The organism is Ottowia beijingensis, from assembly GCF_013423955.1.
Lineage (GTDB): Bacteria > Pseudomonadota > Gammaproteobacteria > Burkholderiales > Burkholderiaceae_C > Ottowia > Ottowia beijingensis.
In genome coordinates this window covers 2488980-2514036 of record NZ_JACCKX010000001.1, presented here as the reverse complement: position 1 = coordinate 2514036, position 25057 = coordinate 2488980, and the positions used below count along the sequence as shown (strand labels likewise).

Annotated in this window: 18 protein-coding genes and 6 pseudogenes; 5 read left to right on the top strand and 19 right to left on the bottom strand. The window is 70.3% G+C overall.

From position 1 onward, the window contains the following. Nucleotides 1-102 precede the first annotated feature (102 nt). The 3 genes and pseudogenes from H0I39_RS12670 to H0I39_RS12660 form a co-directional block, all read right to left on the bottom strand. Nucleotides 103-1872 carry a hypothetical protein gene (locus tag H0I39_RS12670; RefSeq protein WP_180550735.1) on the bottom strand — a complete coding sequence of 590 codons (1770 nt, stop codon included), beginning with the start codon at nucleotides 1870-1872 and terminating at the stop codon, nucleotides 103-105. A gap of 33 nt (nucleotides 1873-1905) precedes the next feature. Next, nucleotides 1906-2432: pseudogene (gene dksA, locus H0I39_RS12665) on the bottom strand (RNA polymerase-binding protein DksA). Between the two features lie 482 nt (nucleotides 2433-2914). Next, the gene (locus tag H0I39_RS12660) at nucleotides 2915-3985 is read right to left on the bottom strand and encodes a CobW family GTP-binding protein (protein ID WP_180550734.1); all 1071 of its coding nucleotides are present in this window, start codon (nucleotides 3983-3985) and stop codon (nucleotides 2915-2917) included. A 218-nt stretch (nucleotides 3986-4203) separates the two neighbouring features. On the opposite strand from H0I39_RS12660, the gene H0I39_RS12655 reads away from it, so the two are divergent. Continuing rightward, on the top strand, nucleotides 4204-5943 hold the full coding sequence (locus H0I39_RS12655; RefSeq protein ID WP_180550733.1) for a sensor domain-containing diguanylate cyclase: 1740 nt from the start codon (nucleotides 4204-4206) through the stop codon (nucleotides 5941-5943). A 5-nt stretch (nucleotides 5944-5948) separates the two neighbouring features. On the opposite strand, the pseudogene H0I39_RS12650 reads toward H0I39_RS12655, so the two are convergent. The 6 genes and pseudogenes from H0I39_RS12650 to H0I39_RS12625 form a co-directional block, all read right to left on the bottom strand. After that, nucleotides 5949-6915, bottom strand: a pseudogene (locus H0I39_RS12650) (tyrosine-type recombinase/integrase). A 71-nt stretch (nucleotides 6916-6986) separates the two neighbouring features. Then, nucleotides 6987-7661 carry a DUF484 family protein gene (locus H0I39_RS12645; RefSeq protein ID WP_180550732.1) on the bottom strand — a complete coding sequence of 225 codons (675 nt, stop codon included), beginning with the start codon at nucleotides 7659-7661 and terminating at the stop codon, nucleotides 6987-6989. 17 nt (nucleotides 7662-7678) lie between these two features. Further along, nucleotides 7679-8608 carry a diaminopimelate epimerase gene (dapF, locus tag H0I39_RS12640; RefSeq protein WP_180550731.1) on the bottom strand — a complete coding sequence of 310 codons (930 nt, stop codon included), beginning with the start codon at nucleotides 8606-8608 and terminating at the stop codon, nucleotides 7679-7681. A 9-nt stretch (nucleotides 8609-8617) separates the two neighbouring features. Then, nucleotides 8618-9361, bottom strand: a complete 744-nt coding sequence (locus tag H0I39_RS12635) for an ABC transporter ATP-binding protein (protein ID WP_180550730.1) — start codon at nucleotides 9359-9361, stop codon at nucleotides 8618-8620. Further along, nucleotides 9358-10584 (bottom strand): ABC transporter permease, encoded by a 1227-nt coding sequence (locus H0I39_RS12630; RefSeq protein WP_180550729.1) that lies wholly within the window; start codon nucleotides 10582-10584, stop codon nucleotides 9358-9360. The genes H0I39_RS12635 and H0I39_RS12630 overlap by 4 nt, the downstream gene beginning before the upstream one ends. Nucleotides 10585-10590: 6 nt before the next feature. Then, entirely contained in the window at nucleotides 10591-11784 is a 1194-nt protein-coding gene (locus H0I39_RS12625) for an efflux RND transporter periplasmic adaptor subunit (protein ID WP_308645847.1), read from the bottom strand. 217 nt (nucleotides 11785-12001) lie between these two features. Between H0I39_RS12625 and H0I39_RS12620 the strand changes: the two genes are divergently transcribed. Next, entirely contained in the window at nucleotides 12002-12559 is a 558-nt protein-coding gene (locus tag H0I39_RS12620; RefSeq protein WP_180550728.1) for a carboxymuconolactone decarboxylase family protein, read from the top strand. A gap of 113 nt (nucleotides 12560-12672) precedes the next feature. On the opposite strand, the pseudogene H0I39_RS12615 reads toward H0I39_RS12620, so the two are convergent. Beyond that, nucleotides 12673-13268, bottom strand: a pseudogene (locus tag H0I39_RS12615) (aquaporin). A 210-nt stretch (nucleotides 13269-13478) separates the two neighbouring features. Here H0I39_RS12615 and H0I39_RS12610 point away from each other — a divergent pair. Next, nucleotides 13479-14150 carry a toprim domain-containing protein gene (locus H0I39_RS12610; protein ID WP_180550727.1) on the top strand — a complete coding sequence of 224 codons (672 nt, stop codon included), beginning with the start codon at nucleotides 13479-13481 and terminating at the stop codon, nucleotides 14148-14150. 92 nt (nucleotides 14151-14242) lie between these two features. On the opposite strand, the pseudogene ruvB reads toward H0I39_RS12610, so the two are convergent. The 7 genes and pseudogenes from ruvB to H0I39_RS23740 all read right to left on the bottom strand — a co-directional run. After that, nucleotides 14243-15260: pseudogene (gene ruvB, locus H0I39_RS12605) on the bottom strand (Holliday junction branch migration DNA helicase RuvB); the annotation flags it as partial. 169 nt (nucleotides 15261-15429) lie between these two features. Beyond that, nucleotides 15430-15899: pseudogene (locus H0I39_RS24740) on the bottom strand (trypsin-like serine peptidase). Next, nucleotides 15896-16918, bottom strand: a complete 1023-nt coding sequence (locus H0I39_RS12590; RefSeq protein ID WP_180550724.1) for a hypothetical protein — start codon at nucleotides 16916-16918, stop codon at nucleotides 15896-15898. Before H0I39_RS12590 ends, H0I39_RS24740 begins: the two are co-directional and overlap by 4 nt. Nucleotides 16919-16972: 54 nt before the next feature. Then, entirely contained in the window at nucleotides 16973-17323 is a 351-nt protein-coding gene (locus tag H0I39_RS12585; protein WP_180550723.1) for an I78 family peptidase inhibitor, read from the bottom strand. 118 nt (nucleotides 17324-17441) lie between these two features. Further along, entirely contained in the window at nucleotides 17442-18014 is a 573-nt protein-coding gene (gene ruvA / locus H0I39_RS12580; protein ID WP_180550722.1) for a Holliday junction branch migration protein RuvA, read from the bottom strand. Nucleotides 18015-18303: 289 nt separating this feature from the next. Then, a complete protein-coding gene (locus H0I39_RS12575) occupies nucleotides 18304-18963 on the bottom strand; it encodes a response regulator (protein ID WP_180550721.1) in 660 nt (219 codons plus the stop codon). Nucleotides 18964-19219: 256 nt separating this feature from the next. Next, the gene (locus tag H0I39_RS23740) at nucleotides 19220-21535 is read right to left on the bottom strand and encodes a sensor histidine kinase (RefSeq protein WP_180550720.1); all 2316 of its coding nucleotides are present in this window, start codon (nucleotides 21533-21535) and stop codon (nucleotides 19220-19222) included. A 24-nt stretch (nucleotides 21536-21559) separates the two neighbouring features. On the opposite strand from H0I39_RS23740, the pseudogene H0I39_RS12565 reads away from it, so the two are divergent. Together H0I39_RS12565 and ybeY are read left to right on the top strand one after the other, a co-directional pair. Further along, nucleotides 21560-22517, top strand: a pseudogene (locus H0I39_RS12565) (PhoH family protein). A 298-nt stretch (nucleotides 22518-22815) separates the two neighbouring features. Further along, a complete protein-coding gene (gene ybeY, locus H0I39_RS12560) occupies nucleotides 22816-23280 on the top strand; it encodes an rRNA maturation RNase YbeY (RefSeq protein ID WP_180550719.1) in 465 nt (154 codons plus the stop codon). Nucleotides 23281-23334: 54 nt separating this feature from the next. Here the strand turns inward: ybeY and dtd are convergent, their stop codons facing one another. Next, nucleotides 23335-23784, bottom strand: a complete 450-nt coding sequence (gene dtd / locus H0I39_RS12555; RefSeq protein ID WP_180550718.1) for a D-aminoacyl-tRNA deacylase — start codon at nucleotides 23782-23784, stop codon at nucleotides 23335-23337. A gap of 293 nt (nucleotides 23785-24077) precedes the next feature. Further along, nucleotides 24078-25043, bottom strand: coding sequence for a cation diffusion facilitator family transporter (locus H0I39_RS12550; protein WP_180550717.1), 966 nt, complete (start codon nucleotides 25041-25043; stop codon nucleotides 24078-24080). Between the last annotated feature and the right edge of the window lie 14 nt (nucleotides 25044-25057).

Genomic DNA, 25057 nt, shown 5'->3' with positions numbered 1-25057 from the left:
CAAAAGGGCCGCGGAGCAGGCCGCCCCGGAACGCCGTGGCCGGGGCCCCCGGCCACCAGCGTTGTCCCCTGGGGGAAGGCGCCGCAGGCGCCTCAGGGGATGTCAGTCCGTGCGCAGCATCACCCGCGCCGACTCGGTGATGCCGATGACACCGAAGAACGCGGCCACCAGGCGATTGACCTGCTTGAGCGTGACGCTGCGGCCCTTGCCCTGCTGCTCCATGCACCAGTTCAGCAGATCGCCGGCGGCGCCGAAGTCCACCCGCAGCAGCTTGCGGCAGTTGATCTCGTACGCCGTGGCCGTGGTCTGCGCATTCAGCGGCTGCAGCGCCTCGCCGGCGGTGCCGATGTATTCGCCCTCGAACGTGGCCTTGACGATGCCGTTGTCCACGGCCGGTCCGGCAGCCGGGGTTTCGGTGCCGGCGAAGGACGGCGCGGGCGCCGGGCCTTCTTCAGCGGGCAGTTCGCTGGGCACCAGCGTCTGCCCTTCCTCGGTCGCGTTGCTGTAGCGGCTCCTGGGTTCTTCCCAGGCGGGCGGCGACACCTCGTAGGTGACGCAATAGTTGAGCGCCACCAGTTCGAACTCGTCCATCTCGCCCATCACCCGCAGCAGCGCCAGGCGCGCCAGCCACCACTGCGGATCGGCCTCGCGATCATCGGTGGGCGAATGCCCGGTCAGCACTTCGAGGAGGCGTTCGGCACCGTGGAACTTCAGCCGCGCCGGCGTTTCGGCCCAGCGGCTGAGCACGTCGATCAAGCCGGGCACGGCCGCCGGCTCGATGGCCTTCACATGCCGCCAGTCGATGCGCCAGGGCGGCGCATGGCGATCCAGCGTGGCCTTGAGCGCGGCCACCGACTGCGTGCCCATGGTGGAAGGGCAGGTCCAGTGGAACAGCCCGGCGCTGACCGCCGCCGGCTGCACCGCCATGGGTGCGGGCGACGACACCGCCTCGGTCACCAGCGCCCACTGCGGCGCCGAGCGGCCGAAGATGGCGGCGAAATCGAACGCCGCGTCGTCGAACTTGGTCGGCTCGCTGGCGCAGCGGTACAGGTCGAACAGCGTCAGCCAGGTGTCGACGTCATCGCGCCGCGAGCCGCCCATGCCCACCAGGTCCAGCAGCACCGCCTCGGCGCCCGCCACGTCGCCGTTGGCGAAGCGGATGGCGGCCTCCTCGATCTCCGGATCCTGCTTGGCGGCGGCCACGACCTCGACGTTGAACTCCGGCACGTCGCCCAGCAGGCGCGGGCCGGCCGGGGATGAAGCTGGTGCTGGGACTGGGGCGGACACCGGCGCCATGTCGGGCACGGGTGCCAGCAAGGGAGGTGGGACGACGGGTTCGTGGCCTACCGTCTGATCCATGGTCAGCGTCGGGGCGAAGGCCGCTGCCGGGGGCAGCGTGGTGCGCTCGGCCGCGGGCAGGGACATCGGCGTGGGTGCGGTCTTCGCGTAGGGATCGCCCGCCGGCTGTGGCGCCTCCTGGCTGGCGCCCGCGGCCTGTGGCCCGGCCGCCGCGTTGCGATTGAACCAGGCGGTGGACATCTGCGCCTCGATCTCGTCGATCTTCTTCAGCGTGCGGGCGCGCTCACCGGTGTTGGCCGGCTGGCTGCTGGGGTAGAAGGACGGGCCCGCGGCCAGGTCGCTGTCCCTCAGGGTTTCGCGCCGGCGCACCTTGCGCAGCATGTCGAATTCGCGGTTGCGCACGAAATCGTTGCGGCGCTTGCGCTCGATCATCTCCTTGAGCGCCAGGCGCGACTCGGTGTCCCCGCCATTGCCCTCGGGGCGGTCAAGATCCGACCAGTGCGTGGTCGGGCTCTTGACGAACTTCACCATCTTCGACAGCAGGCCGCTGCCCTGTCCGGAATCCTTGCTCATGGCTGGGGTTCTCCGCGATGGAAGCCTGCCTGCTCAGTCGCCGAACATCTTCTGCTTCAGCTCGCGGCGCTGCTGCGCCCGAGCGACAGCGTGGCCGTGGGGCGCGCCAGCAGGCGCGGCACGCCGATGGGCTCGCCGGTTTCGTCGCAATAGCCGTAGTCGCCCGAGTCGATGCGGGCAATCGACTGCTCGATCTTCTTCAGCAGCTTGCGCTCGCGGTCGCGCGTGCGCAACTCCAGCGCATGCTCTTCCTCGATGGTGGCGCGGTCGGCCGGGTCGGGCACCACCACCGTGTCCTCGCGCAGGTTCTCGGTGGTCTGGCCGGCATTGGCCAGGATGTCCTCTTTCAGGCCCACCAGCTTCAGGCGGAAGTAGGCCAGCTGCTTGTCGTTCATGTATTCGCTGTCGGGCATGGCGATGACTTCGGCATCGCTCAGGTCGGCAACGTTCTTGGATTTCCAGTTGTTGGCCAGCTTCGGGTCTTTCTTGACCGGAATCGGCACGGGAGGAGCGGCAACAGTGGGCATGGGCAGATTCTTGGGTGCCGGCACCGGCGGCAATGCCGAGGGTGCAGTGGCGGACTTCCTGGCAGCGGTGCGCGGCGTCGCCGTGGTGCTGGTCTTGGCAGGCGCCTTGGGCTTGCTGTCTGTCTTGGCAGCAGCGGACGTCGCCTTGGCCGCCTGCTTGGCAGGCGTCGTCTTGGCGGGCGTGGCCTTGGGTTTGGCCGGGCTCTTGGCAGCCGCAGTTTTCACTTCTACTGTCTCCTGAAGACCCCAGCGCCACAAAGGCCCGGGGCCGACCGCATGGCCAGCGGATGAAGCATGGTCTTTTTCATCCGATGAGCGCCCTTATTGTTGGACCTTCTTGGGCGGCTGGACCAGGCCGCTCCTGAATGGGGTGCGGCCTGTGCAAAGGCGGCGATTGTAGCCACCGGAACGCGGCTGCGGCCATTTGGCCTTTACAAACGCACTGGTTCAGCCGGTTTTCATGAAAAATGATTAATCTGCAGGCTGTTCTGGAGATTTGGGCGCACCGGCGTGCTTCAGACCAGGCACTGCTCCAGCCCCTGCGTCAGGATGTCCCGAGGCAGGTCGATGCCGATGAACACCATCTTGCTGGTGCGCTGCTCGCCTTCTTTCCACGCCGGCCCCAGATCGCTGCCCATCAGCTGGTGCACGCCCTGGAACACCACCTTGCGCTCGGTGCCCTTCATCCACAGCACGCCCTTGTAGCGCAGCATGCGCGGGCCGTAGATATTGACGATGGCACCGAGGAAGTCCTCCAGCTTGGCCGGATCGAAGGCGCGGTCGCTGCGGAAGACGAAGCTCTTGACGTCGTCGTCATGGTGGTGATGGTGGCCGTGGCCATGACCGTGCTGGTGCGACGGATGGTCGCAGTGCTCGCCATCGTGGTCATGGTCGTGGTGATGGTCGTGGTGATGGTGGTCGTGCGACTCGGCCGCCAGGAACTCCGGGTCCACGTCGAGCTTGGCGTTCAGGTTGAAGCCGCGCAGGTCGAACACCTCCTTGAGCGGCACCTCGCCGAAATGCACCACCTTCTGCGGCGCGCGCGGGTTCATGTGCTTCAGGCGGTGCTGCAGCGCATCCAGTTCCCCGGCATCCACCAGGTCGGCCTTGCTGATGAAGATCTGGTCGGCAAAACCCACCTGGCGCTGCGCTTCCACCCGGTCGTTCAACTGCTGCGCCGCATGCTTGGCATCCACCAGCGTGACGATGGCGTCCAGCAGATAGGCCTCGGCGATCTCGTCGTCCATGAAGAAGGTCTGCGCCACCGGGCCGGGGTCGGCCAGGCCCGTGGTCTCGATCACCACCCGCTCGAAATCGAGCTCGCCCTTGCGCTTTCTCGCGGCCAGATCGCTCAGGGTGGAGCGCAGGTCTTCACGGATGGTGCAGCAGATGCAGCCGTTGCTCATCTGGATGATCTGCTCCTGCTCGTCGGCGACCAGGATCTCGTTGTCGATGTTTTCTTCGCCGAATTCGTTCTCGATCACGGCGATCTTCTGGCCGTGCGCCTCGGTCAGCACGCGCTTGAGCAGCGTGGTCTTGCCCGAGCCGAGGAAGCCGGTAAGGATGGTGGCGGGAATCAGGGACATGGCGTAGCGTGGCGTCGCGGCCGCCAGCCGGCAGCACGCGCACAAAGGACTGAAACAGCGCAGTGTAGTCCCGCGCCCGCCGCCTGTCCCGCCGGCCCATGCACCGCGCCGCCACGGCAGACCAGCCCGGTTTCCGTGAAATCGTGCACACCCGATGGCCGCGCGACCGTAAGCAGTTGTGATTGACTTGAGGGTTAACCCGCTGCCTGTCCCGCCCAATGCCCCGTCCCGCGCTCATCCACAGCCTCCGAACCTGGCCCGGGCTGGCCTGGGCCATCCCGCTGCTGCTGCTGCTGCTGTGCTGGCCGGCGGCCCAGGCGCAGCCCCTGCTGACGCTGGACCCGCACCCCGAGCAGGCGCGCCGCCTGGGCCCCGATGGACAGTACTGGATCGACCACACGGGACGCGCCACCCCCGACGAGGTAATGCGCTTGCCCGACACGGCCTGGCAAGCCACGCGGTCGGACCACATCTTTCCCCTGCACACCCTGGCCGACATGGTGTGGATTCGCTTTCGCACCGCGCCCATCGGGTCGACCCATTGGCACTGGTACCTCGAAATCCCCTACGCCAACCTGGACCGCGCCACCCTGTTCATCCAGGCCGACGACGGCCGCTGGACGCAGCAGGATGCGGGCGACGCCCTGTCCGTGGCCGAATGGCCGCTGCCACACCGCCAGCCGCTGCTGCAACTGCGGCCCAAGGCCGATGCGCCGGTCGTCCACCTGCTGCGGATCGGCCACGCCAACCCGACCTCGGTGCCGGTGCTGGTGACCGAGGAGCGTCAGCTGCTGCGCCGCGAGCGCAACGTGTCGGTCGGCCTGGGCGTGTACTTCGGCATCGCCGCGCTGGCCGTGCTGGTGGCGCTGAGCAGCGCCTGGCGCGGTCGCGACCTGGCCTTCGTCCTCTACGCCCTGTTCACGCTGCTGACAGCCCTGTCGGCGGCATCGCTCTCCGGCTTTGCAGGCCTGGTGCTGTGGCCAAGGCACGCCGCGTGGAACCACCACGCGGCCACGGTCCTGCCGCTGCTCACGCTGGGGGCTGCGCTGGCTTTCGTGGTGGCAGCCACCGACCTGCACCTGCGCTCCAGGCGCTTGTTCCTGTGGGCGTCCGCCGCCGTGGCCGCCGCCGTGCTGCTGGCCCTGGCCATGCCGTGGCTGCCAGCCACCTGGACCGACGAAACCGTGGGCGTGTATGCCATCGTCGCGCTGCTGCTCGGTATCGGCGTGCCCGCCTGGGCCATCGGGCACGGCGACCGTTACGCGCCAGCCGTCCTGGCGGGCATGGTGTGCCTGGCGGCACCCGCCTCGCCCTACATCCTGCGCATGTTCCAGCTGGCGCCGGTGGGCCTGCTGATGCGCTTCGTGCTGCTGGGCGGCGCGGCCCTGCAACTGGGCATTCTGATGACGACGCTGCTGGTGCGCGGGCGTGACCGCAGCCTGACGGCGCAGCGCCTGCGCGGCCTCGACCGGGTCGACCCCGCCACCGGCCTGTCGACCCCGGCCGTGGTGATGGAGCGCCTGCGCCGCATGACCGCGCGCGCGCAGCGGCAGGAGCACCAGATCGCGGTGCTGCTGATCGACCTGGTCAACCTGGGCGAGCTGCGCCAGCTGTACGGCCGCCGGGTCGACCAGGAAATTCCGCTGCGGCTGGCCAACCGGCTGCTGCACGTGATGCGCGAGATCGACACCGTCGGGCGCCTGAGCAACCGCCGCTTCATCATGCTGATCGAGGGGCCGGTGACGCAGGAAGCCATCGAGGACCAGGCGCAGCGCGTGCTGGCCCATTGCCTGCGGCCCATCAGCGGCCGCCCCGAGGGCTGGCGGCCCAGGCTGCGCATGGCCCTGGGCGTGATGCCGCGCGACGGCCGCCAGCCCGACCTGATGCTCGACAAGCTGGCCCTGATGCTGGACACCGTGGCGCCCGGCGACAACCGGCTGCTGTTCCGCTGCCAGTAGGCGACTCAGCCCTTGCGCCGCGCACGCGGGTGCGCCGCGTCGTAGGCCTTGGCCAGGTGCTGGAAGTCGAGCCGCGTATACACCTGCGTGGTGCCGATGTTGGCGTGGCCCAGCAGCTCCTGCACCGCGCGCAGGTCGCCGCTGGACTGCAGCACGTGGCTGGCGAACGAGTGGCGCAGCATGTGCGGGTGCACCGGCGTGGCCAGCCCGGCGCGCAGGCTGCGGCGCTTCAGGCGCTGCCATACCGACTGCGCCGTCAGCCGCGTGCCGCGGCGGCCGATGAACAGCGCCTGCGCGGCCTGCGGTTGCGCAGGCACCTGATCGCGCACCGCCAGCCACTGCTGCAAGGCTTGCAGCGCGCCGCGCCCCACCGGCACCGTGCGCCGCTTGTCGCCCTTGCCATGGACCTGCACCTCGGCGCTCTGCAGGTCGAGCCAGCCGCGGCCGGCGCGCAGGGCGGCGTCGCTGGGCGCCACGTCCAGCCCGATCAACTCCCCACGCGCAGGCCACCGCCGTACAGCAGTTCCACCATGGCGGCGTCGCGCGCGTCGAGCCAGGGGTCGTCGGCCTCGTCGGCGTGGTCGGCCAGCTGCACCGCCTCGTCCACGCCCAGCGCCTTGGGCAGGGGCGCGGCTGCTTGGGCGCGCGCACGTCCTGCACCGGGTTGGCGCTGATCAGGCCTTCGCGCCCCAGCCAGGCGTAGAAGCCGCGCCAGCCCGAGAGGATGAGCGCGATGCCGCGCCCGCTGCGCCCGCCGGCGTGCATCTGCGCCACCCAGCGGCGCACGTGGTGGTTGCCGACCGTGGTGAGCGCCACACCGGACTGGGCGGCGAACTGGGCGAGTTTTTCGAGGTCCAGGCTGTAGAGCGCGAGCGTGCGCTCGGCCAGGCGCTTTTCAACGCGCACGTGCTCCAGGTAGCGCTCGACCAGCGCCGCATCGGCAGCGGAGATCGGGGCGGCATCGGCACTCATGTCGCTATGCATTCAATAGCTGCTTGCGCTTGCTGCATGGGCGCCAAAGGCCGATTTGGCTTGAAAACCCGTCAGGTATCCCGCACCCGCGACAGCGCCGCGCTGGCCAGTTCGGCGATGCGCTCGAGGAAGTCGGTGGCCATGCCGGCCTGGTAGCGCTGGCTGTCGGGCGAGGCCAGCACCAGCAGGCCGAAGGCCGGCTGGGTGGCGCCCGCACGCAGCGGGATCAGCGCCAGCGAGGCGGCGGCCTCCGGGTCGTCCAGCCACTGCACCGAATCGAAGCCGGCGTTGACGCCGCAGTACGGCGCCGTGAGCGACGAGGCCAGGCTTTTCACGTCGTCGCTGGCACCCTGCGCAAAGGGCTCGCCGGCGTACACCTCGGCCACGTCCCACAGCTTCAGCGCCGCCTGCGGCACGCTGAACTGCGCCTTCATCTCGCTCACCAGCACGGCCGGCAAATCGACCGGGCGCGCCACCATGAACAGCTGGCGCGACCAGCGCAGCAGCTTGTCGGCGATCAGCATGTTCTCGTTGCCGTGGCGCATCATCTCCATCAGGCGCAGCTCCAGCACCTTGATCTTCTCGCGCAGCATCTCGGCCTGGCGCTCCTGCAGGCTCACGGCACGGCCGCCGTGCGGGCTGGTGAGCTGCACGGCGCCCAGCAGGTCGGCATGGCGCTCGAAGAAATCCGGCGTGTGGATCAGGAACTGGGCGATGTCTTCTTCGGTGATGGGGTGGGTCTGCATGGTGGTTCTGCCGGCGTTCAGGCCGGGTTGGAAAGAGAGTCGGGCAGCTCGATGCTGCCCTCGAACACGGTGGTGGCGGGGCCGGTCATGAACACATGATCCTGCATGCCGCCGGCCCATTCGATGGTGAGCTGCCCGCCGCGCGCCTGCACGTCGACGCGGTGATCGAGCAGGCCGATCCGGATGCCCGCCACCACCGCCGCGCAGGCGCCGGTACCGCAGGCCAGCGTCTCGCCAGCGCCGCGCTCGTACACGCGCAGGCGCACGTGACCGCGGTCGACGATCTGCAGGAAGCCCGCGTTGACGCGGTTGGGGAACGCGGGGTGCCGCTCGATCAGCGGGCCGTGGTCGAGCACCGGCGCCGTGTCCACATCGCCCACCAGCTGCACCGCGTGCGGGTTGCCCATGGACAGGATTGCTACATTAACCATAGCTTCCTGCGCTTGACTGGCGGGCGCTGAAGCCTGATTTGGCTGCAAATCCAGCGACCACAGCTGCCACCGGTGATCGGGCGTGGCACCGGCCGGCACCGGCGTCAGGCCCGTCGGGTCGAACGGCACCTGGTCCAGCGCGAACACCGGCGCGCCCATGTCGACGCGCACACGGCCGTCGTCGGCCTCGGTCAGCTCGATCACGCCGCGCTGCACCTGCACCCGCACCGTGCGCTTCTCGGTCAGGCCACGCTCGCGCACGTAGCGCACGAAGCAGCGCGCGCCGTTGCCGCAGTGCTCCACCTCGCCGCCGTCGGCGTTGTGGATCACGTACTCGAAGTCCACCTCGGGCGACGGCGCCGGGCGCACGCTGAGGATCTGGTCGGCCCCGACGCCGAAGTGGCGGTCGGCCAGAAAACGGTACTGCGCCGCGCCCAGGCCCAGCCGGCCCTGCGTCTCGTCGAGCACCACGAAATCGTTGCCCGCGCCCTGCATCTTGGTAAAGCGAATGCGCATGGGGCCGGATTATCCCCGCTGGCCCGCGCCGGGCGGCACCCGTTCGTCGCGGGCGATGCGGCCGTCGACCAGCTCGACGATGCGGTCGCAGCGCTGCGCCAGCCGCGGGTCGTGCGTGACGACGATGAAGGCCGTGCCGCGCTCCTCGTGGATCTGGCGCAGCAGGCCGAACACGGCGTCGGTCGAGGCGGTGTCGAGGTTGCCCGTGGGCTCGTCGGCCAGCACCAGCGGCGGGTTGTTCACCAGCGCGCGGGCAATGGCCACGCGCTGCTGCATGCCGCCCGAGAGCTCGCCGGGGCGCTTGTCCATGGCCTGCGCCAGGCCCACGGCGCCCAGCAGCGCGCGTGCCCGCTCGCGCTGCGCGCTGCTCACGCGGCCCTCGGCCATCAGCGCCGGCAGCGTCACGTTCTCCAGCGCGCTGAAGGCCGGCAGCAGGTGGTGGAACTGGAACACGAAGCCCAGCGCGCGCCGGCGCAGCAGCGTCAGGGCCTGATCCTGCAGATCGCGCACCGACTGGCCCTGCAGCGCGTAGTCGCCGTCCGTCAGGCGTTCCAGCAGGCCCAGGATGTTGAGCAACGTGCTCTTGCCCGAGCCCGAGGGGCCGATCAGCGCCACGAATTCGCCCGGCGCCACGCGCAGATCCAGCCCGTGCAGCACCTCCACCTCGTTCGGCTGGCCCAGGTTGTAGCGCTTGACCAGCTGGCGCAGCGCGATCAGCGGCACGGCGGTGTCGGCGGGCGCGGGCGTGCTCACAGCCGGATCGCCTGCGCCGGGTCCATGCGCGCGGCGCGGCGCGCCGGCGCCAGCGCGGCCAGCACGCCGCACACGGTGGCCAGCAGCGCGGTGTAGGCCGCCGTGCCGGGCGGCAGGTGGATGACGAACATGGGCTGCCCGTCGGGCCCCACCGCCAGCGTGGTGAACAGCCACACCAGCAGCATCGCCAGCAGCACGCCCAGCACCGAGCCCAGCGCGCCCACCACCGCCCCTTGCAGCAGGAACACGCGCAGAATCTGCCCGCGCGTGGCGCCCATGGCGCGCAGGATGCCGATCTCGCGCTGCTTCTGCACCACCGACACCACCAGCACGCTGGCAATGCCCAGCACCACCACGGCCGCCACCACGCCGCGGATCACCGCCGTGCTGATGCTTTGCGCGCGCAGGGCCGACACAAGTTGAGCATTGGTCTCCTGCCAGCTCTCGACCTTGTAGGGCAGCGCCTGGCGCAGTTCGGCGGCCAGGCGTTCGGCCTGCCACACGTCGGTCACCTGCAGCTCCAGCACGGTGGCGCCACCGGGCAGCTCCAGCAGGCTTTGCGCGCTGCGCAGCGGCACGATGACAGTGCGGCGGTTCAGGTCCTTGATGCCCAGGTCGATCAGCCCGGTGACGCGCATCGAGTCGGTGACGCGCCCGGTGTTCACGCTGAAGCGGTCGCCCACGCGCAGGCCCAGGTCGCGCGCCAGCTCGGTGCCGACGATGGCGTCGCCCGGCTCCAGCCGCGCCGCGCCATCCACCAGCTTGCGGCGCAGATCGACCATGCGGTCGTAGCGCGCCAGTTCCACGCCCATCAGCGCGATCGACTGCGAGGCCTCGCCGCGCAGCGCCAGCCCGCTGCCCGACACCATGGGCGAGACGGTGCGCACCTCGGCGCGCCGCTCCAGCAGCGGCACCAGCGCCTGCCAGTTGGCCACCGGGCGCAGGCGCTGGGCGCGCGCCTGGCGTTCGCTCAGCGTGTGGGTGGCGGCGTCGCGCGGCCAGCTGGGGGTGACCACGTCGTCGGGCGCGCGCAGCGCCACGTGCGCCTGCGTGCCCAGGGTCTTGGCCACGGTGTTGGCCTGCAGGCCGTCGATGAGCGCAGTGACGTAGGCGATCACCGCCACACCCGCCGCCACGCCGACGATGATCAGCACGCTCTGCATGCGCCCCTCGCGCAGAAAGCGCAGCGCCACGCGCCATTCGAAGCCGAGCCAGCCCGCCATGGCCCGTCAGCGCCCCTTGGCGTTGGTCAGGGTGGCGCCGGCGTCGCTGCGCGTGCCGAAGTCATGCGCCGTGCCGGGGTGCCAGTCGATGGCGCGCGGCCGGGCACGCTGCCCCGGCGCGGGCGCGCTGCCAACGATCACGGCAGTGCCTTCGGCCAGGCCGTCCAGCACCTCGGCCGCCTCCAGCGTGCGCAGGCCCAGGCGCACCGGGCGCGCCTGCACGCGGCCATCGCCCAGCACCCACACGCTGTCGGGCGCGCCCGGCGCCGCACCCGGCGCGGGACTGCGCAGCGCGGTGAGCGGCAGCGCCAGCGCGGCAGGGCGCTCGCCGGTGCGCACCTCCACCGACAGCGTCATGTCCTCGCGCAGGAAATCCGGCGGCGCCTGCCGCGGCGCCAGCTTGACCTCGACCGAGCCGCGCTGCGCATCCACCGCCGGCGCCAGGCTGCGCAGCTGCGCGGCAAAGGGCTGGGCCGGAAAGGCATCGGCCACCACGCTGGCGGCCTGGCCGGGCTGCAGCTGGTCGAGAAAGCGTTCGTCCACCTGGGCCACCAGCTCGGTCGGGCCGGCCAGCGCCAGGCTCAGCAGCGCGCTGCCGGGCTGCACGATCTGCCCCGGCTCCACCTTGCGCAGCAGCACGCGGCCGTCGGTGGGCGCGTGCACCACCGTCTGCGCCAGGCGCGCCTGCGCGGCCTGCACGGCGGCGCGGGCCTGCTGCAGCTGGGCCTCGGCCTGCGCCAGCTCGGCGCCGCGCTCGCCCACGGCCTGCGCCTGGGCGCCGGCACCGTCGCGCTGGGCGCGCGCCACCGCCACGGCGCGGCGCGCGTCGTCCAGCCGCGCCTCGCTGATGAAGCCGCTGGCCACCAGCTGCTGGGTGCGCGCCAGCTCGCGCGCGGCGGCGCGCAGCGTGGCGTCGGCCTGGGCGAGCTGCGCCTGCGCCTGGGTGCGCCCGGCGCCGCGCAGGCCCGCCAGGCGTGCCTGCGCCTGCTGGGCGTTGGCCTGGGCCTGGGCCAGCGCGGCCTGGGCTTCGTCGGTCTCCAGGCGCAGCAGCACGTCGCCCTGGCGCACGGCATCGCCCTCGCGCACGGCCACGTCGGCCACGCGGCCGGTGAGCGTGGCACCCACGCTGACGCGCGAGGTGGTGGCCACGCGGGCCGAGAACTGCAGGGTGCGCACCAGCGGGGCGGTGCCGAGCGTCACCACATCCACCTGTGGCGCCTGCAGCCGCCATGCGGCCGCCGCTGCCCCACGATGTGCAGCACCACCAAAGCCCACAGGGCGGGCCGCCAGCGCTTCATGCCACGCACCTCGGCGCGCGCGGGATGCAATGGGAACAGGACAAACCCCGCGAACCGGACATGCGAAGGATTATCCGCATATGCTTGCCGCACCCTTCATCAGCCGCCGAGACCCAACCATGCGCATCCCCGACTGGACCCCCGAAGCCAAGCCCCAGCCCGCCGAACTGGTCGACGCCATCCTGGCGCGCCGCGGCGGCCAGCTCATCAACCTGGACAAGGCGCTGCTGTGGAGCGAGCCCCTGGCGCGCGGCTGGAACACCTACCTGAAGGCCGTGCGCACCGAGCTGCCCACCAGCCCGCGGCTGCGCGAGCTGGCGATCTGCACCGTGGCGCTGCTGACCGGCGCGCTGTACGAATACCACCACCACGCGCCGGACTTCCTGGCCGCCGGCGGCACGCAGGCTGAGCTGGATGCGCTGGATCGCGTCGTCGCCGGCGATGCGCGGCGCAGCGCCGCCGATGCAGCGCTGGGCGAGATCGAGCAACTGGTGATTCGCTACGCCGCGCAGATGACGCGCGACGTGCAGGTCGAAGACGCGCTGTTCGATGCGCTCAAGGCGCACTTCGACACCACGCAACTGGTCGAGCTCACCGCCGCCATCGCCACCTACAACATGGTGGCGCGCTTTCTGGTGGCGCTGGGCGTCAGGCCCGAGGCGCAGCCGGGTTTGTAAGTCTTTTCGGGCCTTGGCGCTTGCAGGACAAGCGCAAAAGCTATGCTAAAAATAGCAAATCGCCGCCACTGACTGGCGGTGATGGCGATTTGCAGTGGGCCGATGCGGCGTGTTCAGTCGCGATCGCCGACCACCGCCTTGTAGACCACCGCGCCGGTCATGCCGCCCACAATCGGCGCCACCCAGAACAGCCACAACTAACTTAGCGCGCCGGTCTGCGCAAACAGCGCCACGCCGGTCGAGCGCGCCGGGTTCACCGAAGTGTCCGACACCGGAATGCTGACCAGGTGAATCAGCGTCAGGCACAGGCCGATGGCGGTCGGCGCAAAGCCGGCCGGCGCCTTGCCGTGTGTCGAACCCATGATGACGAACAGCAACATCGCCGTCATCACCACCTCGCACACCAGCACCGACACCATCGAGTACTTGCCCGGCGACAGATCCAATCACCTGAGCCGCCACGTAAGGCACCAGGTCCTTGGTCGGAAGCGGCCGCCGGCCTCAGGCCAAAGCTCACCGCCGGGTTCAAATGGCAGCCCGAGATGTGGCCGATGGCGTAGGCCATCGTCAGTACCGTCAGGCCAAACGCCAGCGCCACGCTGTGAAAGCCGATGCCCAGCTGCGGAAACGCCGCCGCCAGCACCGCGCTGCCGCAGCCGCCCAGCACCAGCCAGAAAGTGCCGATCAGTTCGGCCAGATACTTGTTCATGATGCAACCTCCACACACTCGCTGTTGAACACGGAGTGACTACTAATGACTGATGTCAACTCGCCACGGGCGCGCGCTTCACCCCCATTTGCGGCGCGGCTGCGGTGGCGTGCACAAGGATTTTGAGAGCACACGTATAAATGTTGCCAAACGCTACCTCCGAGGCCGCGAGGCGCCCGTCATGAGCTGGCGCGCCGCTCGCAAGCGGGCATGACGCTGATCGAAAGCCAGCGCCACGGGGCGGGTTGCGAGCTGTTCCTGGTAGAAGGCGAATCCGCCGCCGGCGCCGTCGCGGCCGTGCGCGACGCCCGCACGCAGGCCGTGCTGGCGTGCCAGGGCAAGCCGCTGAACGCCTGGCGCGCCACGCCGGCGCGCGTGGCGGCCTACCCGCTGTACCCGCAACTGGCCAGCGCGCTGGGCTGGTCATCGGTCGTGGACAGCAGCGCCACGGCGGCGCCGCGCTTCGAGCGCGTGATGCTGCTGTTTGACCCCGATGCCGACGGCATCCACATTGGCGCGCTGTTGCTCTTGTATTTGCAGCGCTTTGCGCCCGCCCTGCTTGCGCAAGGCCATGTTTTCATGGTCAGGGCGCCACTGGCCGGCCTGCGCGTGGCCGCGCGCGATACCGGCGAAGTGGAAGACGTGTGGGCCTACTCGCCCGAACAGGCGCGCGCCCTGCGCCAGCGCGCCGCCGCCGCGCCCGAGCGCTGGGCCGTGCTGCGCGAATGGGGCTTTCGCGGCCTGGCCAGCCTGCCGCCCGAGGTGCTGCGCGCTACTTGCGTCGATGCCGCCACGCGGCGCGCCGATGTGGTGACGGCGGCGCAGATACAGGCGGTGGTTGATGTGTTTGGGGGTGCGGGCAGAACGTCGTCTGGACGTTGACTACATTTTTATAGCTGTTGGCGCACGTCCCAATTGCGCCAGCGGCCCATTCGGCTTGAAACTCTCAAGCGCCTGCGCGTCTGCTCGCCGCCACCATCACGCCGCGCCGAACAAGCCCCCGCACCCTGCGGGGCGGCCACGCCCAGGTGCCGATACGCCGCCAACGTGGCCACGCGACCGCGCGGCGTGCGCTGCAAGAAGCCTTGCTGGATCAGGTAGGGCTCGATCACGTCTTCGATGGTGCCGGCCTCTTCGCCGATGCTGGCGGCGATGTTGTCCAGGCCCACCGGGCCGCCGTCAAAGCGGTGGATCACGGCTTCCAGCAGCTTGCGGTCCATCACGTCAAAGCCTTCCGGGTCGACGTCCAGCATGGCCAGCGCGTCGTGCGCTATTTTTTGGAGATGTGGCCATCGCCCTTGACATCGGCGTAGTCGCGCACGCGGCGCAGCAGGCGGTTGGCGATGCGCGGCGTGCCGCGGCTGCGGCGCGCGATCTCGAGCGCGCCTTCGGCATCGGCTTGCACGTTCAACAGACCGGCCGAGCGGGTGACGATTCGCGCCAGCTCTTGCGGCGTGTAGAAGTCCAGCCGCGCGACGATGCCGAAGCGGTCGCGCAGCGGGTTGGTCAGCATGCCGGCGCGCGTGGTGGCGCCCACCAGGGTGAACGGCTGCAGATCGAGCTTGATCGAGCGCGCGGCCGGGCCTTCGCCAATCATGATGTCGATCTGGTAGTCCTCCAGCGCGGGGTAGAGGATTTCTTCCACCACCGGCGAGAGGCGGTGGATCTCGTCGATGAACAGGACGTCGTTTTTTCCAGGTTGGTCAGCAGCGCCGCCAGGTCTTTCGGCTTTTCGAGCACCGGCCCGCTGGTCTGGCGCAGGCTAACGCCGAGTTCGTGCGCAATGATGTGCGACAGCGTGGTCTTGCCCAGACCCGGCGGGCCGAACAGCAGCACGTGATCGAGCGCCTCGCCGCGCTTTCGCGCCGCGCCGATGAATATCTCCAGCTGCTCGCGCGCCTTGCGCTGGCCCACGTACTCGTCCAGCAGCTTGGGGCGCAGCGCACGCTCCAGCGCCTCCTCGCGCGGTGAGGCCACGGCTGCGGAAACCATGCGCGGCGCAGCCCGCCCGGCGGCAGGGCAAACTCGTCAACGGTGATGCTCATGGGCCGACATTCTGCCGCCTGCAGGCGTGGCGCAGGCGGCCAGGAACGGCCCCGGGGAGGCCCGTGCTTCGCGGCGGGGCACGCAGCGCCGCACCCGCCGCGCTGGCGTCAGCGCGTCAGCGCGTCAGCCAGTTGCGGATGCCGTCCGCGAACGAAAGCTCGAAGCGGCCGTAGGCGTCTGTGCCGCTCGGGTTCTGGCAGCTGGCGCTGCCCGAGCTAAGCGCGCCCACGACGTAGCGAACGTCGTTGGCCTGCACGAAGATCGCCGAGCCGCTGCTGCCGCCTTCGGTGGTGCCTTGGCGCCAGGAAACGCGGAACATGGCGCCATCGCTCACGCCGGCCTCCAGGCACTGCGCGCTGCCATTACTGCCGAAACTGCAGTTGGTGTAACCGCGGATGCTGCCGATGCTCATCTTCTGCAGGTCGCCCGCGGGTGGTGCACACCCAGCACGTCAACGCCCGGCACCGCTTCGCTGCCGAAGTACGAGCCGGCGTACACCACGTTGGCCGGTGGGGCGCTGTTGAGCTGCACCAGGGTGGTGTCGACAATGGCGCGCGTATAGAGCAGGCGCGCGCCGCCGGTCATGCGCACGGCGTTGGGGTCGAACCGGGGGCGCTGCCGCACGATTCGGCGCGGAAGAACCAGTAGGTGATCAGGTTGCTGGCCGCTTCCTGGCTCGAGATGCAGTGCGCGGCCGTCAGGAAGTACGGGGTGAGGCTGTTGCGCGTGTCGTTCAGCAGCGTGCCGGTGCAGAGCAAGGTTCTGCCACCTTCGGTGAACACCATCTTGGCCACCGCTCGGCCTTCGGTCTGGTAGCTGCCGCACATGACGTCGACGTTGCAGCTGCCCGCGTTGCCGATCTCGTCGACGTCCTTCGGCTGCTCCATGGCCTGCGCCACCGTCTGCGTCAGGTGCGACAGCTGCGGCACGGCCAGCTGCAGCTGGTCGGTGGCCACACCGGCGGGCAGCTGCACTTCCAGCGTGCTGACGGCGCCCGGCGTGTCGGGGCCCCAGACCATGCGCGCGGCATCGGCCTTCAGGCCGGCGCTTTCGTTGGCCTGGCGCAAGGCACTCAGCTCGGCGGCGGTCATCTCCACCACTTCGCCGCTGGCGCCGTAGAAGCGCAGCACCGCGCCCTCGGGCACTGCCTGCGCCAGCACGCCCAGGCGCACCGCCTTGGCGCCCTCGGCCGTGAAGGCCACGGCCGCCACGCGCGAGCCGTCGGTCAGGGTGGCCCAGCGCAGGTGGCGGGCCAGTTCGGCGGTGGTGGCGGTGGCGCGAACATCGCGGCCTTCGCCGATCTGCAGCGCCGTGCCCTTGGCGGCGGGCGCGGCGGACTTGGCGGCGGCCAGCGGCCCCAGGGCCACCTGACCCACGGCGGCGCCCGCCGGCAGGCGGCTGGCCACGGCGGCGGCGGTCTTGGCCGGCGTGCTGCGCGGCAGGGTGGCGGTGTCCAGCGGCTCGATGCGGTCGCCACCAGGCGCGGGCGCCGGTGCCGGTGCCGGTGCCGGTGCCGGTGCCGGTGCCGGTGCCGGTGCCGGTGCGGGCTCATCGTCGGAGCCGCCGCAGGCGGCCAGGGCCAGGAGGCGGCCAGGGCCGTCCACAAGACGTGTCGTTTCAGCATGGTGTGCGTTCGGTTCAGGTTGAAGGGGAACGGATCAGCCGCAGTGCACGCGGGTGATGCGGTTGTCGGCGCCCACGATCACGTTGAGGCGACCGACCTGGTATTCCTTGGTGATCATGCTGTCGGGGCGCAGCATGCGGGCCTCGTCGGCACCGGCGGCGGCCAGGGCCTGGGCCAGGGTGGCGTCGGTGAAGGGCTGGCCCACCAGCGACTGCACGGCCTGGGCGTTGCACTGGTTGCGCGGCGGCTGGCCGGTGGTCGCGCGCGTGGCGGCGGCGGGCTTGGCCTGGGCGTCGGCGGCGCTGGCGCCGGGCCCGCCGCTGCAGGCGGCCAGCGTGACCAGGGTGCCAAGCGCCAGCAGCGCGGAGAAAGCGTTGACTCGCATGAGAAAGGGCTCCAGGAGGATGGCTTCAGGAAAGGGCTGCGCGGGCGAACCGCCGATGCCGCGCCGCGCATGCTAACGGAGTAAGTTGACGCCGCCGTAACAAAACAGAAGTATGGGCTTACTTGGCCAGCGCACGCAGCGCGAGCTTGATGCCCTCGCTCACGCCCACGTCCGGCGGCAGGGTCTTGAGTGCGGCGGCGGCTTCCTTGTCGCTGTAGCCCAGCGCCAGCAGGGCCTGCTGGATGTCGCTTTGCGCATCGCTGGCGGGTGCCTGCGGCGCGCCCAGGTCGGCGCCGAGCTTGCCTTTCAGCTCCAGCAGCAGGCGCTCGGCGGTCTTCTTGCCGATGCCGGGCACCTTGGTCAGGCGTGCGCCGTCCTGGGTGCTGACGGCCTGCGCCAGGTCGGCCACGCTCATGCCCGACAGCACAGCCAGCGCCATGCGCGGGCCGATGCCGCCGATCTTGATGAGTTCGCGGAAGGCGGCGCGCTCGGTGTCGCTGCCGAAGCCGTACAGCAGTTGCGCGTCCTCGCGCACCACGAAGTGCGTCAGCAGCGTGGTGCGCTCGCCCAGCGCGGGCAGGTTGTAGAAGGTGCTCATGGGCACCCACACTTCGTAGCCGACGCCCTGACAGTCGATCAGGATTTGCGGCGGGTTCTTTTCGGCCAGCAGGCCGCTGAGGCGTCCGATCACGGGCAGGCTTTCAGTCAGGGGGCACGGGTTGGGCCGCGCCGGGCGCGCGGGGAGGCTCGATGATACGAACCGGGGACTGCGCGGCCGAAAAGGCGGCGCGTGGCAGGGGGGACTTGCCAGATTTTTCCAGGTATCGAATCAGGATCTGGCGCCCGTCTATCAGGCGCCAGCAGCTCCTGTTTTCATATTTCAACATGTTGTCAAATGGCTATCGCCTGTTTCAGGCGCGGCAAACGGCTGACGGCAACCGCAGGGGCCAGCGTGGCGCGAGGGCTTCGTGGACCGCCGCTCAGGGCCGCACCAGCCCACGCCGCGCTGCCTCCAGCGCCGCCTCGGCGCGCGAGGAGACGTTGAGCTTGCGGTAGATCTGCTTGACGTAGTCGGCCACGGTGTGGCGCGACAGACCCAGCTGGCCGGCGATCTCGGGCAGGGTGTAGCCCTTGGCCACGCGCTGCAGGATTTCGGTCTCGCGCGCGTTCAGCGCCACCTCGTTGGGGTCGAAGCGCGTCACGTCCACGCCGCGCGGGCCGCCGGCGCTGAAGTAGGTGAGCACGCGCCGCGCGATCGGCGGCGACAGCGGCGGCTCGCCCTCGGCGATGCGGCGCAGCTGCGCAATGATGATGTGGCGCGGGCCGTCCTTCAGCAGATAGCCGAAGGCGCCCGCCTGCAGGGCCGGAAACAGGTGTTCATCGTCGTCGTGGATGGTCACCACCACCGGCACGGCCGAGGGCTGGTGGTTGCGCAGCGCCTGGATGACCTGCACGCCGCTGCCGTCGGGCAGGCCCAGGTCGACCAGCGCCACGTCGAACGGCCGCAGCGCCGCCTGCTCGATGCCTTCGCTGCAGCGCGCCACGGCCACCACCTCGGTGTCGGGAAACGCCAGGCGCGCGGTTTCGACCAGCCATTCGCAGATGGCCGGCAGATCTTCGACGACAAGCAGGGCTTTCATGACCGCGGCATGTTAAGCAGCCGCGAGCCGGCCGCGCCGATAGGGGCCACCTTCGCGCCCCGAATGCGGGAATAAGTCCGCTATCCGCCGCCGCAGGCCGCCCGCCCGCGCGCCAGCGCACGCTCATACCAATGCGCTTTCAAAAATGACGAATGACAAATGACTTCGCTGCGCTTCAATGACAAAGAAGACATTCGTCATTTGTCATGCGGCGCCAGCCGCGGTCACTTGTCATCGTTTTGAACGCCAAACGGTATCAGGGCCGCAACGGCTCCAGCGGCACCCGCACCAGCAGGAGCGTGCCACCCAGGCTGCCGGTGGTGAAGCGGTGCGTGCCGCCCAGCCGGCGCACGCGCCGCTCGATGTTGGGCAGGCCGTGCCCGGCCGAGCGGGCCAGCGCCACCGTGTCCAGCCCGCGGCCGTTGTCTTCCACCTCCAGCTGCAGGTCGCCCTCGGTCACCTGCAGCCGCACGCGGCAATGCCCGGCGCCGCTGTGGCGGATGACGTTGGAGACCGCCTCGCGCAGCACCCGCGTCAGCTGTGCGCCGGCGCGCACCGGCATCAGCACCATGCCGTCGGGCAGGGTGGCGTCCCAGTCCACCTCGATGCCGGCCGCCGTCAGGCGCGACACGGTCTCGGCGCGCCAGTCGGCCAGCACGTCGGCCACCGGCAGCGGCTGCGCCTTCAGGTTGCGCACCGACAGGCGCATCTCCTCCAGCGCCTGGCGCGCCTGGCTGCTCACCGCCGGGTCGGTCTGCCCACTGGCATGCACCAGCGACAGCAGCTTGGCGCCCAGGTCGTCGTGCAGGTCGTCGGCGATGCGCTCGCGCTCGTCGCTGGCGCCGCGCACGTAGGCATCGTGCGCCTGGATGGTCTGCACCACCAGCTCGGACAGGCGCTGCGCCAGCCGCCGGTCGCCGCGCGAGAACAGGCGCCCGCCGCGGTCGCGCGCCCACAGCGTGAAGCCGGGCAGCTCGGCCACCGGCGGCACCCACAGCACCTGGCCATTGGCGCTCACCGTCGGCTCCAGCGCGCTGCGCAGCTCGGCCGGCGGCGGCTCGTGGCCCAGCTGGCGCACCTGCAGCGTCTGCGTCAGCAGGTTGGCCCAGTGCTGCAGGCGCTCGCCCGGCGGCGCCAGGCCCAGCGCCAGAATGCCGCTGGTCAGCTCGCGCGGCGTCGGGCCGCGCCGCAGGATGCTGCGCCCCCACACGCCGCTGGACAGCGGCACATAGGTCAGGCCGAACAGGAGCACCGCCACCAGCATCGCCAGATCGTCGTTGAGCCATTCGGTGGCCTGGATCAGCCGATAGCACACCAAGGTGCCGATGCCCGCGCCCAGGCTGAGCAGCGCCTGCATGGCCCGGTCGTCCAGATCGAACGCGCGCGAGCCGCGCAGGCCCAGCGCCGTGCCCACGCTGGTCGCGAAGATCAGGCCGAACAGCCACGCCTGCGCCACCGGCGGCGTGCCGCCGAACATCAGCACGCCTTCCTGCAGGCCCAGCAGCGCCGCCAGCGCCAGCCCCCAAGGCAGCGCCAGCGTGCGCAGGAGGGTGCGCTCGGGCGTGTGCGCCGCGCTGGCGCGCCATTGCCGCGCCATCTGCAGAAACGCCAGCCCCACGCCCGCCAGCAGCATGCCGCGGCTGGCCCAGTTGGGCGACGGCAGCCACCACAGCGCATTGGCCAGCGCCCACAGCCCGAACACGCCCGCCACCGCGGCCTTGTGCCAGCCCGCGCCCGGCAGGCGAACCGGAAAATTCGTCAGCAAGCCCGCCAGGAACAGCAGTGCACCGATGCTGGCGGCGTGGTTGATGAACAGCAGGGTGTGGAACAGCCCGGCCGGCAGCGCCAGCTCGCGCCCGCTGAACACCGCGGCGCAGCTCAGCAGCACGCTCAGCATCAGCGCCGCCAGCGACGAGCAGACCGTGGCCGCCTGCGTCGGGTACACCACCAGCACCCAGGCCGCGGCCAGCAGGCTGACGGCCTGCACCAGAAACAGGAACCAGAATACGTTCGACAGGGCGCGGAACGGCCGCTCCTTGGCCGGCGCCAGTTCGATGCCGACCGGCGCCGCCTCGGGCGCCTGCACCTGCAGCCCCACCAGCGGCTCGCCCCACAGGCGCGCCAGCAGGTCCTGCCGCTCGTAGAAGCGCGCCCACGCGGCATAGCTCGGCAGCTGGTCGGGGTTCTCCACCAGGTCGGCGGGCTCCAGCGTGATGCTGGCATCGTCCAGCAGCGAGGTGACGGCCAGCAGGCGCATGCCGGGGCGCAGACCGGCGTCCTGCGCCGGGCTGCGGTCATGCACCGCCAGCACCTCCACCTGATCGCCGACGACCCCCAGCTGCACGCCCACCCAGGGCCGCGCCATCGACAGCGCCGTGGCCACCACGCCGGCCAGCGTGATCCACAGCACCGCCAGCAGCAGCGCGTGGCGCCGCAGCCAGCCGGCGGTGCGCGACGCCGCGGGCCGCCCTGCCGCCTCGCCGCCCAGCGGCGCGCGCGCGCTGTCGAGCAGGCCGCGCTCGGTGTCGAGCGCGGCCGGCGTGGTCGCGGGCGGCGGGTGGATGAAGCTCACGGCACGATGGGTGACAATGCGGCGGTGATTCTGCGCCATACCTTCACCCCCTCAACAACACCCGGCTGGCCCACCTGTGCGGCCCCATGGACGAGCACCTGCGCACCATCGAGGCCGGGCTGCAGGTGGCCATCGCGCACCGGCACGAGCAGTTCAAGATCGACGGCCCCAAGAAGCAGGCCGAGCGCGCGCTCACCGTGCTGCAGGCGCTGTACGAACTGGCCGACCGCCCCATCAAGCCCGACACCGTGCAGCTGATGCTGGCCGGCGACGGCGAGCCGCTGGCCGAAGGCGCCGACGGCCGCCTGGTGCTGGCCACGCGCCGTGCCGACCTGCAGGCGCGCACGCCCAACCAGAGCGTGTACCTCGACAACATCGCCCACCACGACATCACCTTCGGCATCGGCCCCGCCGGCACCGGCAAGACCTTCCTGGCCGTGGCCTGCGCCGTCGACGCGCTGGAGCGGCAAAGCGTGCAGCGCATCGTGCTCACGCGCCCGGCGGTCGAGGCCGGCGAGCGCCTGGGCTTTCTGCCCGGCGACCTGACGCAGAAGGTCGACCCTACCTGCGCCCGCTGTACGACGCGCTGTACGAGCTGATGGGCTTCGATCGCGTGCAAAAGGCCTTCGAGCGCAACCAGCTCGAGATCGCGCCGCTGGCCTTCATGCGCGGGCGCACGCTGAACCACGCCTTCGTCATCCTCGACGAGGCGCAGAACACCACGCCCGAGCAGATGAAGATGTTCCTCACCCGCATCGGCTTCGGCAGCCGCTGCGTGGTGACCGGCGACGTGAGCCAGGTCGACCTGCCCAAGGGCGCCACCAGCGGCCTGGTGGACGCCGAGCGCGTGCTGCGCCGCGTCAAGGGCCTGGCCTTCACCCGCTTCACCAGCGCCGACGTGGTGCGGCACCCGCTGGTGGCGCGCATCGTGGACGCCTACGACGCCGCGCCGCGCCATGCGGGCAAGGCGTCGGCAGCGTGATGAACCTCATTGGCTTGATCATCGAGAAGACCCGGATGACACGCGGACCGCATCCGCTGTGTGGGAGCGGGCTGGCCCGCGATCCGGCGTTCATTGCGACGAGGCGCCTCATCGCGGGCCAGCCCGCTCCCACAAAGCAGTCTGAGACTGGTTGACAATCAAGCTGTTTCGATAGCTGCTTGCGCTTGATATACAAGGATTTCAGGCATATTTCCATCTGAAATCGTTCAATGATGGGCGCAGGCAGCTATCAATTCAAGACCACACAGCCGCGCCAGCCAACGCCTCCCAGCAGCCCATGCCCCAGCCGCCCCTGAGCCTCAGCCTGCAGTTCGCCCGTTTCGACGGCGTGGCCGCGCACCGCGCCGCGCTGCCGCGCCACAAGGTGCTGCGCTGGGTGCGCGCCGCGCTGGGTGGCGACGTGCAGGCGGCCGAGATCACGGTGCGCATCGTCGATGCCGACGAGGGCCGGCAGCTCAACCGCGATTTCCGCGGCAAGGACTACGCCACCAACGTGCTGACCTTCGACTACAGCGGCGCGCCGGTGGTGGCGGCCGATCTGGTGCTGTGCGCGCCGGTGGTGGCGCGCGAGGCGGCCGAGCTGGGCAAGCCCCTGGCCGAGCACTACGCCCACCTGCTGGTGCACGGCACGCTGCACGCGCAGGGCTGGGACCACGAAACCAGCGAGGCCGACGCCGAGGCGATGGAGGCGCAGGAAGCCGCCATCCTGGCCGCGCTGGGGCAGCCCAACCCCTATCAGTGAAATTGGCCTGCAGCGCTTGTACAGCAAGCGCTGGAAGCTATCAAAAGCAAAGCATCAGGCCGCAGCACTCATCCGCAGCGGAATCGTCACCGGCCCGTCGTTGACCAGCGCCACCTGCATGTCGGCGGCGAATTCGCCGGTGGCCACCTCGGGGTGGGCAGCGCGCGCCTGGGCGACGAAATGCTCGTACAGGTGGCGGCCCAGCTCGGGCGGCGCGGCATTGGTGAAGCTCGGCCGGTTGCCGCCCGCCGTGTCGGCCGCCAGCGTGAACTGGCTGACGATGAGCAGCCCGCCGCCCACGTCCTGCACGCTCAGGTTCATCTTGCCGGCGGCGTCGCTGAAGATGCGCAGTTTGAGCAGCTTGGCCAGCAGCCGGTCGGCCACGGCCTCGTCGTCGCCGCGCTCGGCGCACAGCAGCACCAGCAGGCCGGGGCCGATGGCGCCGGTGACGCGGCCATCGACGGTGACACGGGCTTCGGAGACGCGCTGGATCAGGGCTTGCATGGGGCGGAACGCGGTGATGGCCTCATCGGCCGGGATTCAAAAACACTGGATGCGCAACCAGACAGCGTTGTGGGAGCGGGCTGGCCCGCGATGAAGCGTCTGGTCGCCACCACGGCTTGATCGCGGGCAAGCCCGCTCCCACACCGCAGGTGCGGTTTGCGCGTGATCTGAGAGTTCTTCATGATCAATGAAAAACAATAGCTGCTTGCGCCCACCCACGCTCGATTTCAGATCATTTTCCCTTGAAAACATTGCTGTACAGGCGCTGGACGCTATCGAAATTGTATGCACCCTCAATGCGCATGCAGGCTTTCGGGCGCGCCCTCCAGCGGCTCGTTCAGGTCGACGGTGATCGGCTCCACGCCGTCGGGCAGCATCTGGATGCTGGCGTGCAGGCCCGGCACCGCCTCGGCCAGCGCGTGCTCGACCTGGTGGCGCAGGTCGTCGGCGCGGCCCAGCGTCCAGGTCGGCGGCACGTGCATGTGCACGTTGATGAAGCGGCGCTGGCCGGCGCGGCGCGTCATCAGGTGGTCGAACAGCACCACGTGCTGGTCGCCCAGCCGCTGGCTGAAGCGCTCCAGCACGGCTTCGATGTCGCCGTGCACTTCGGGCTCGACGGCGCTGTCCATCAGCCCGCTCCACGAGCGCCAGATCAACCGCGCGCCCTCCCACACGATGTTCAGCGCCACGCCGATGGCCACCAGCGGGTCCAGCCACCGCCAGCCGGTCACGCCCACCAGCAACAGGCCGGCGACCACGCCGGCCGACGTCCAGACGTCGGTCAGCAGGTGCTTGGCATCGGCCTCCAGCGCGATCGAGCGGTGCATGCGCGAGGCGCGCAGCATCACCCAGGCCAGCACGCCGTTGAGCACCGAGCTGGCTACCGACAGCGCCAGGCCCCAGCCCACCTGCTCCAGCGGCTGCGGGTTCCAGAAGCGCGGCAACGCCGTCCAGATGATGGCCGCCGCGGCGCCGATGATCAGAATGCCCTCGAAGCCGGACGAGAAGTATTCGGCCTTGTCGTGGCCGTAGGGGTGGTCGTCGTCGGCCGGGCGCGCGGCCACCGTCACCATCAGCAGGCCGAACATGGCGGCCGCCAGGTTGACGAAGGATTCCATGGCATCCGACAGCAGGCCGACCGAGCCGGTGATCCACCACGCCGCTGTCTTGAGGGTGATCGTCATCAGCGCCACGACCACCGACACCGCCATCAGGCGGCGCGGCGTCATCCAGGCGCGGACGGAAGCAAGGGCGTTCATGCCGGCATTGTCGC

What these genes read in the sequence shown, in the direction of transcription:
- H0I39_RS12670 (WP_180550735.1), bottom strand. Translation starts at nt 1,872, where the DNA reads ATGAGCAAGGATTCCGGACAGGGCAGCGGCCTGCTGTCGAAGATGGTG.
- H0I39_RS12660 (WP_180550734.1), bottom strand. Translation starts at nt 3,985, where the DNA reads ATGTCCCTGATTCCCGCCACCATCCTTACCGGCTTCCTCGGCTCGGGC.
- H0I39_RS12655 (WP_180550733.1), top strand. Translation starts at nt 4,204, where the DNA reads ATGCCCCGTCCCGCGCTCATCCACAGCCTCCGAACCTGGCCCGGGCTG.
- H0I39_RS12645 (WP_180550732.1), bottom strand. Translation starts at nt 7,661, where the DNA reads ATGCAGACCCACCCCATCACCGAAGAAGACATCGCCCAGTTCCTGATC.
- dapF (WP_180550731.1), bottom strand. Translation starts at nt 8,608, where the DNA reads ATGCGCATTCGCTTTACCAAGATGCAGGGCGCGGGCAACGATTTCGTG.
- H0I39_RS12630 (WP_180550729.1), bottom strand. Translation starts at nt 10,584, where the DNA reads ATGGCGGGCTGGCTCGGCTTCGAATGGCGCGTGGCGCTGCGCTTTCTG.
- H0I39_RS12620 (WP_180550728.1), top strand. Translation starts at nt 12,002, where the DNA reads ATGCGCATCCCCGACTGGACCCCCGAAGCCAAGCCCCAGCCCGCCGAA.
- H0I39_RS12610 (WP_180550727.1), top strand. Translation starts at nt 13,479, where the DNA reads ATGACGCTGATCGAAAGCCAGCGCCACGGGGCGGGTTGCGAGCTGTTC.
- H0I39_RS12585 (WP_180550723.1), bottom strand. Translation starts at nt 17,323, where the DNA reads ATGCGAGTCAACGCTTTCTCCGCGCTGCTGGCGCTTGGCACCCTGGTC.
- H0I39_RS12575 (WP_180550721.1), bottom strand. Translation starts at nt 18,963, where the DNA reads ATGAAAGCCCTGCTTGTCGTCGAAGATCTGCCGGCCATCTGCGAATGG.
- ybeY (WP_180550719.1), top strand. Translation starts at nt 22,816, where the DNA reads ATGCCCCAGCCGCCCCTGAGCCTCAGCCTGCAGTTCGCCCGTTTCGAC.
- dtd (WP_180550718.1), bottom strand. Translation starts at nt 23,784, where the DNA reads ATGCAAGCCCTGATCCAGCGCGTCTCCGAAGCCCGTGTCACCGTCGAT.
- H0I39_RS12550 (WP_180550717.1), bottom strand. Translation starts at nt 25,043, where the DNA reads ATGAACGCCCTTGCTTCCGTCCGCGCCTGGATGACGCCGCGCCGCCTG.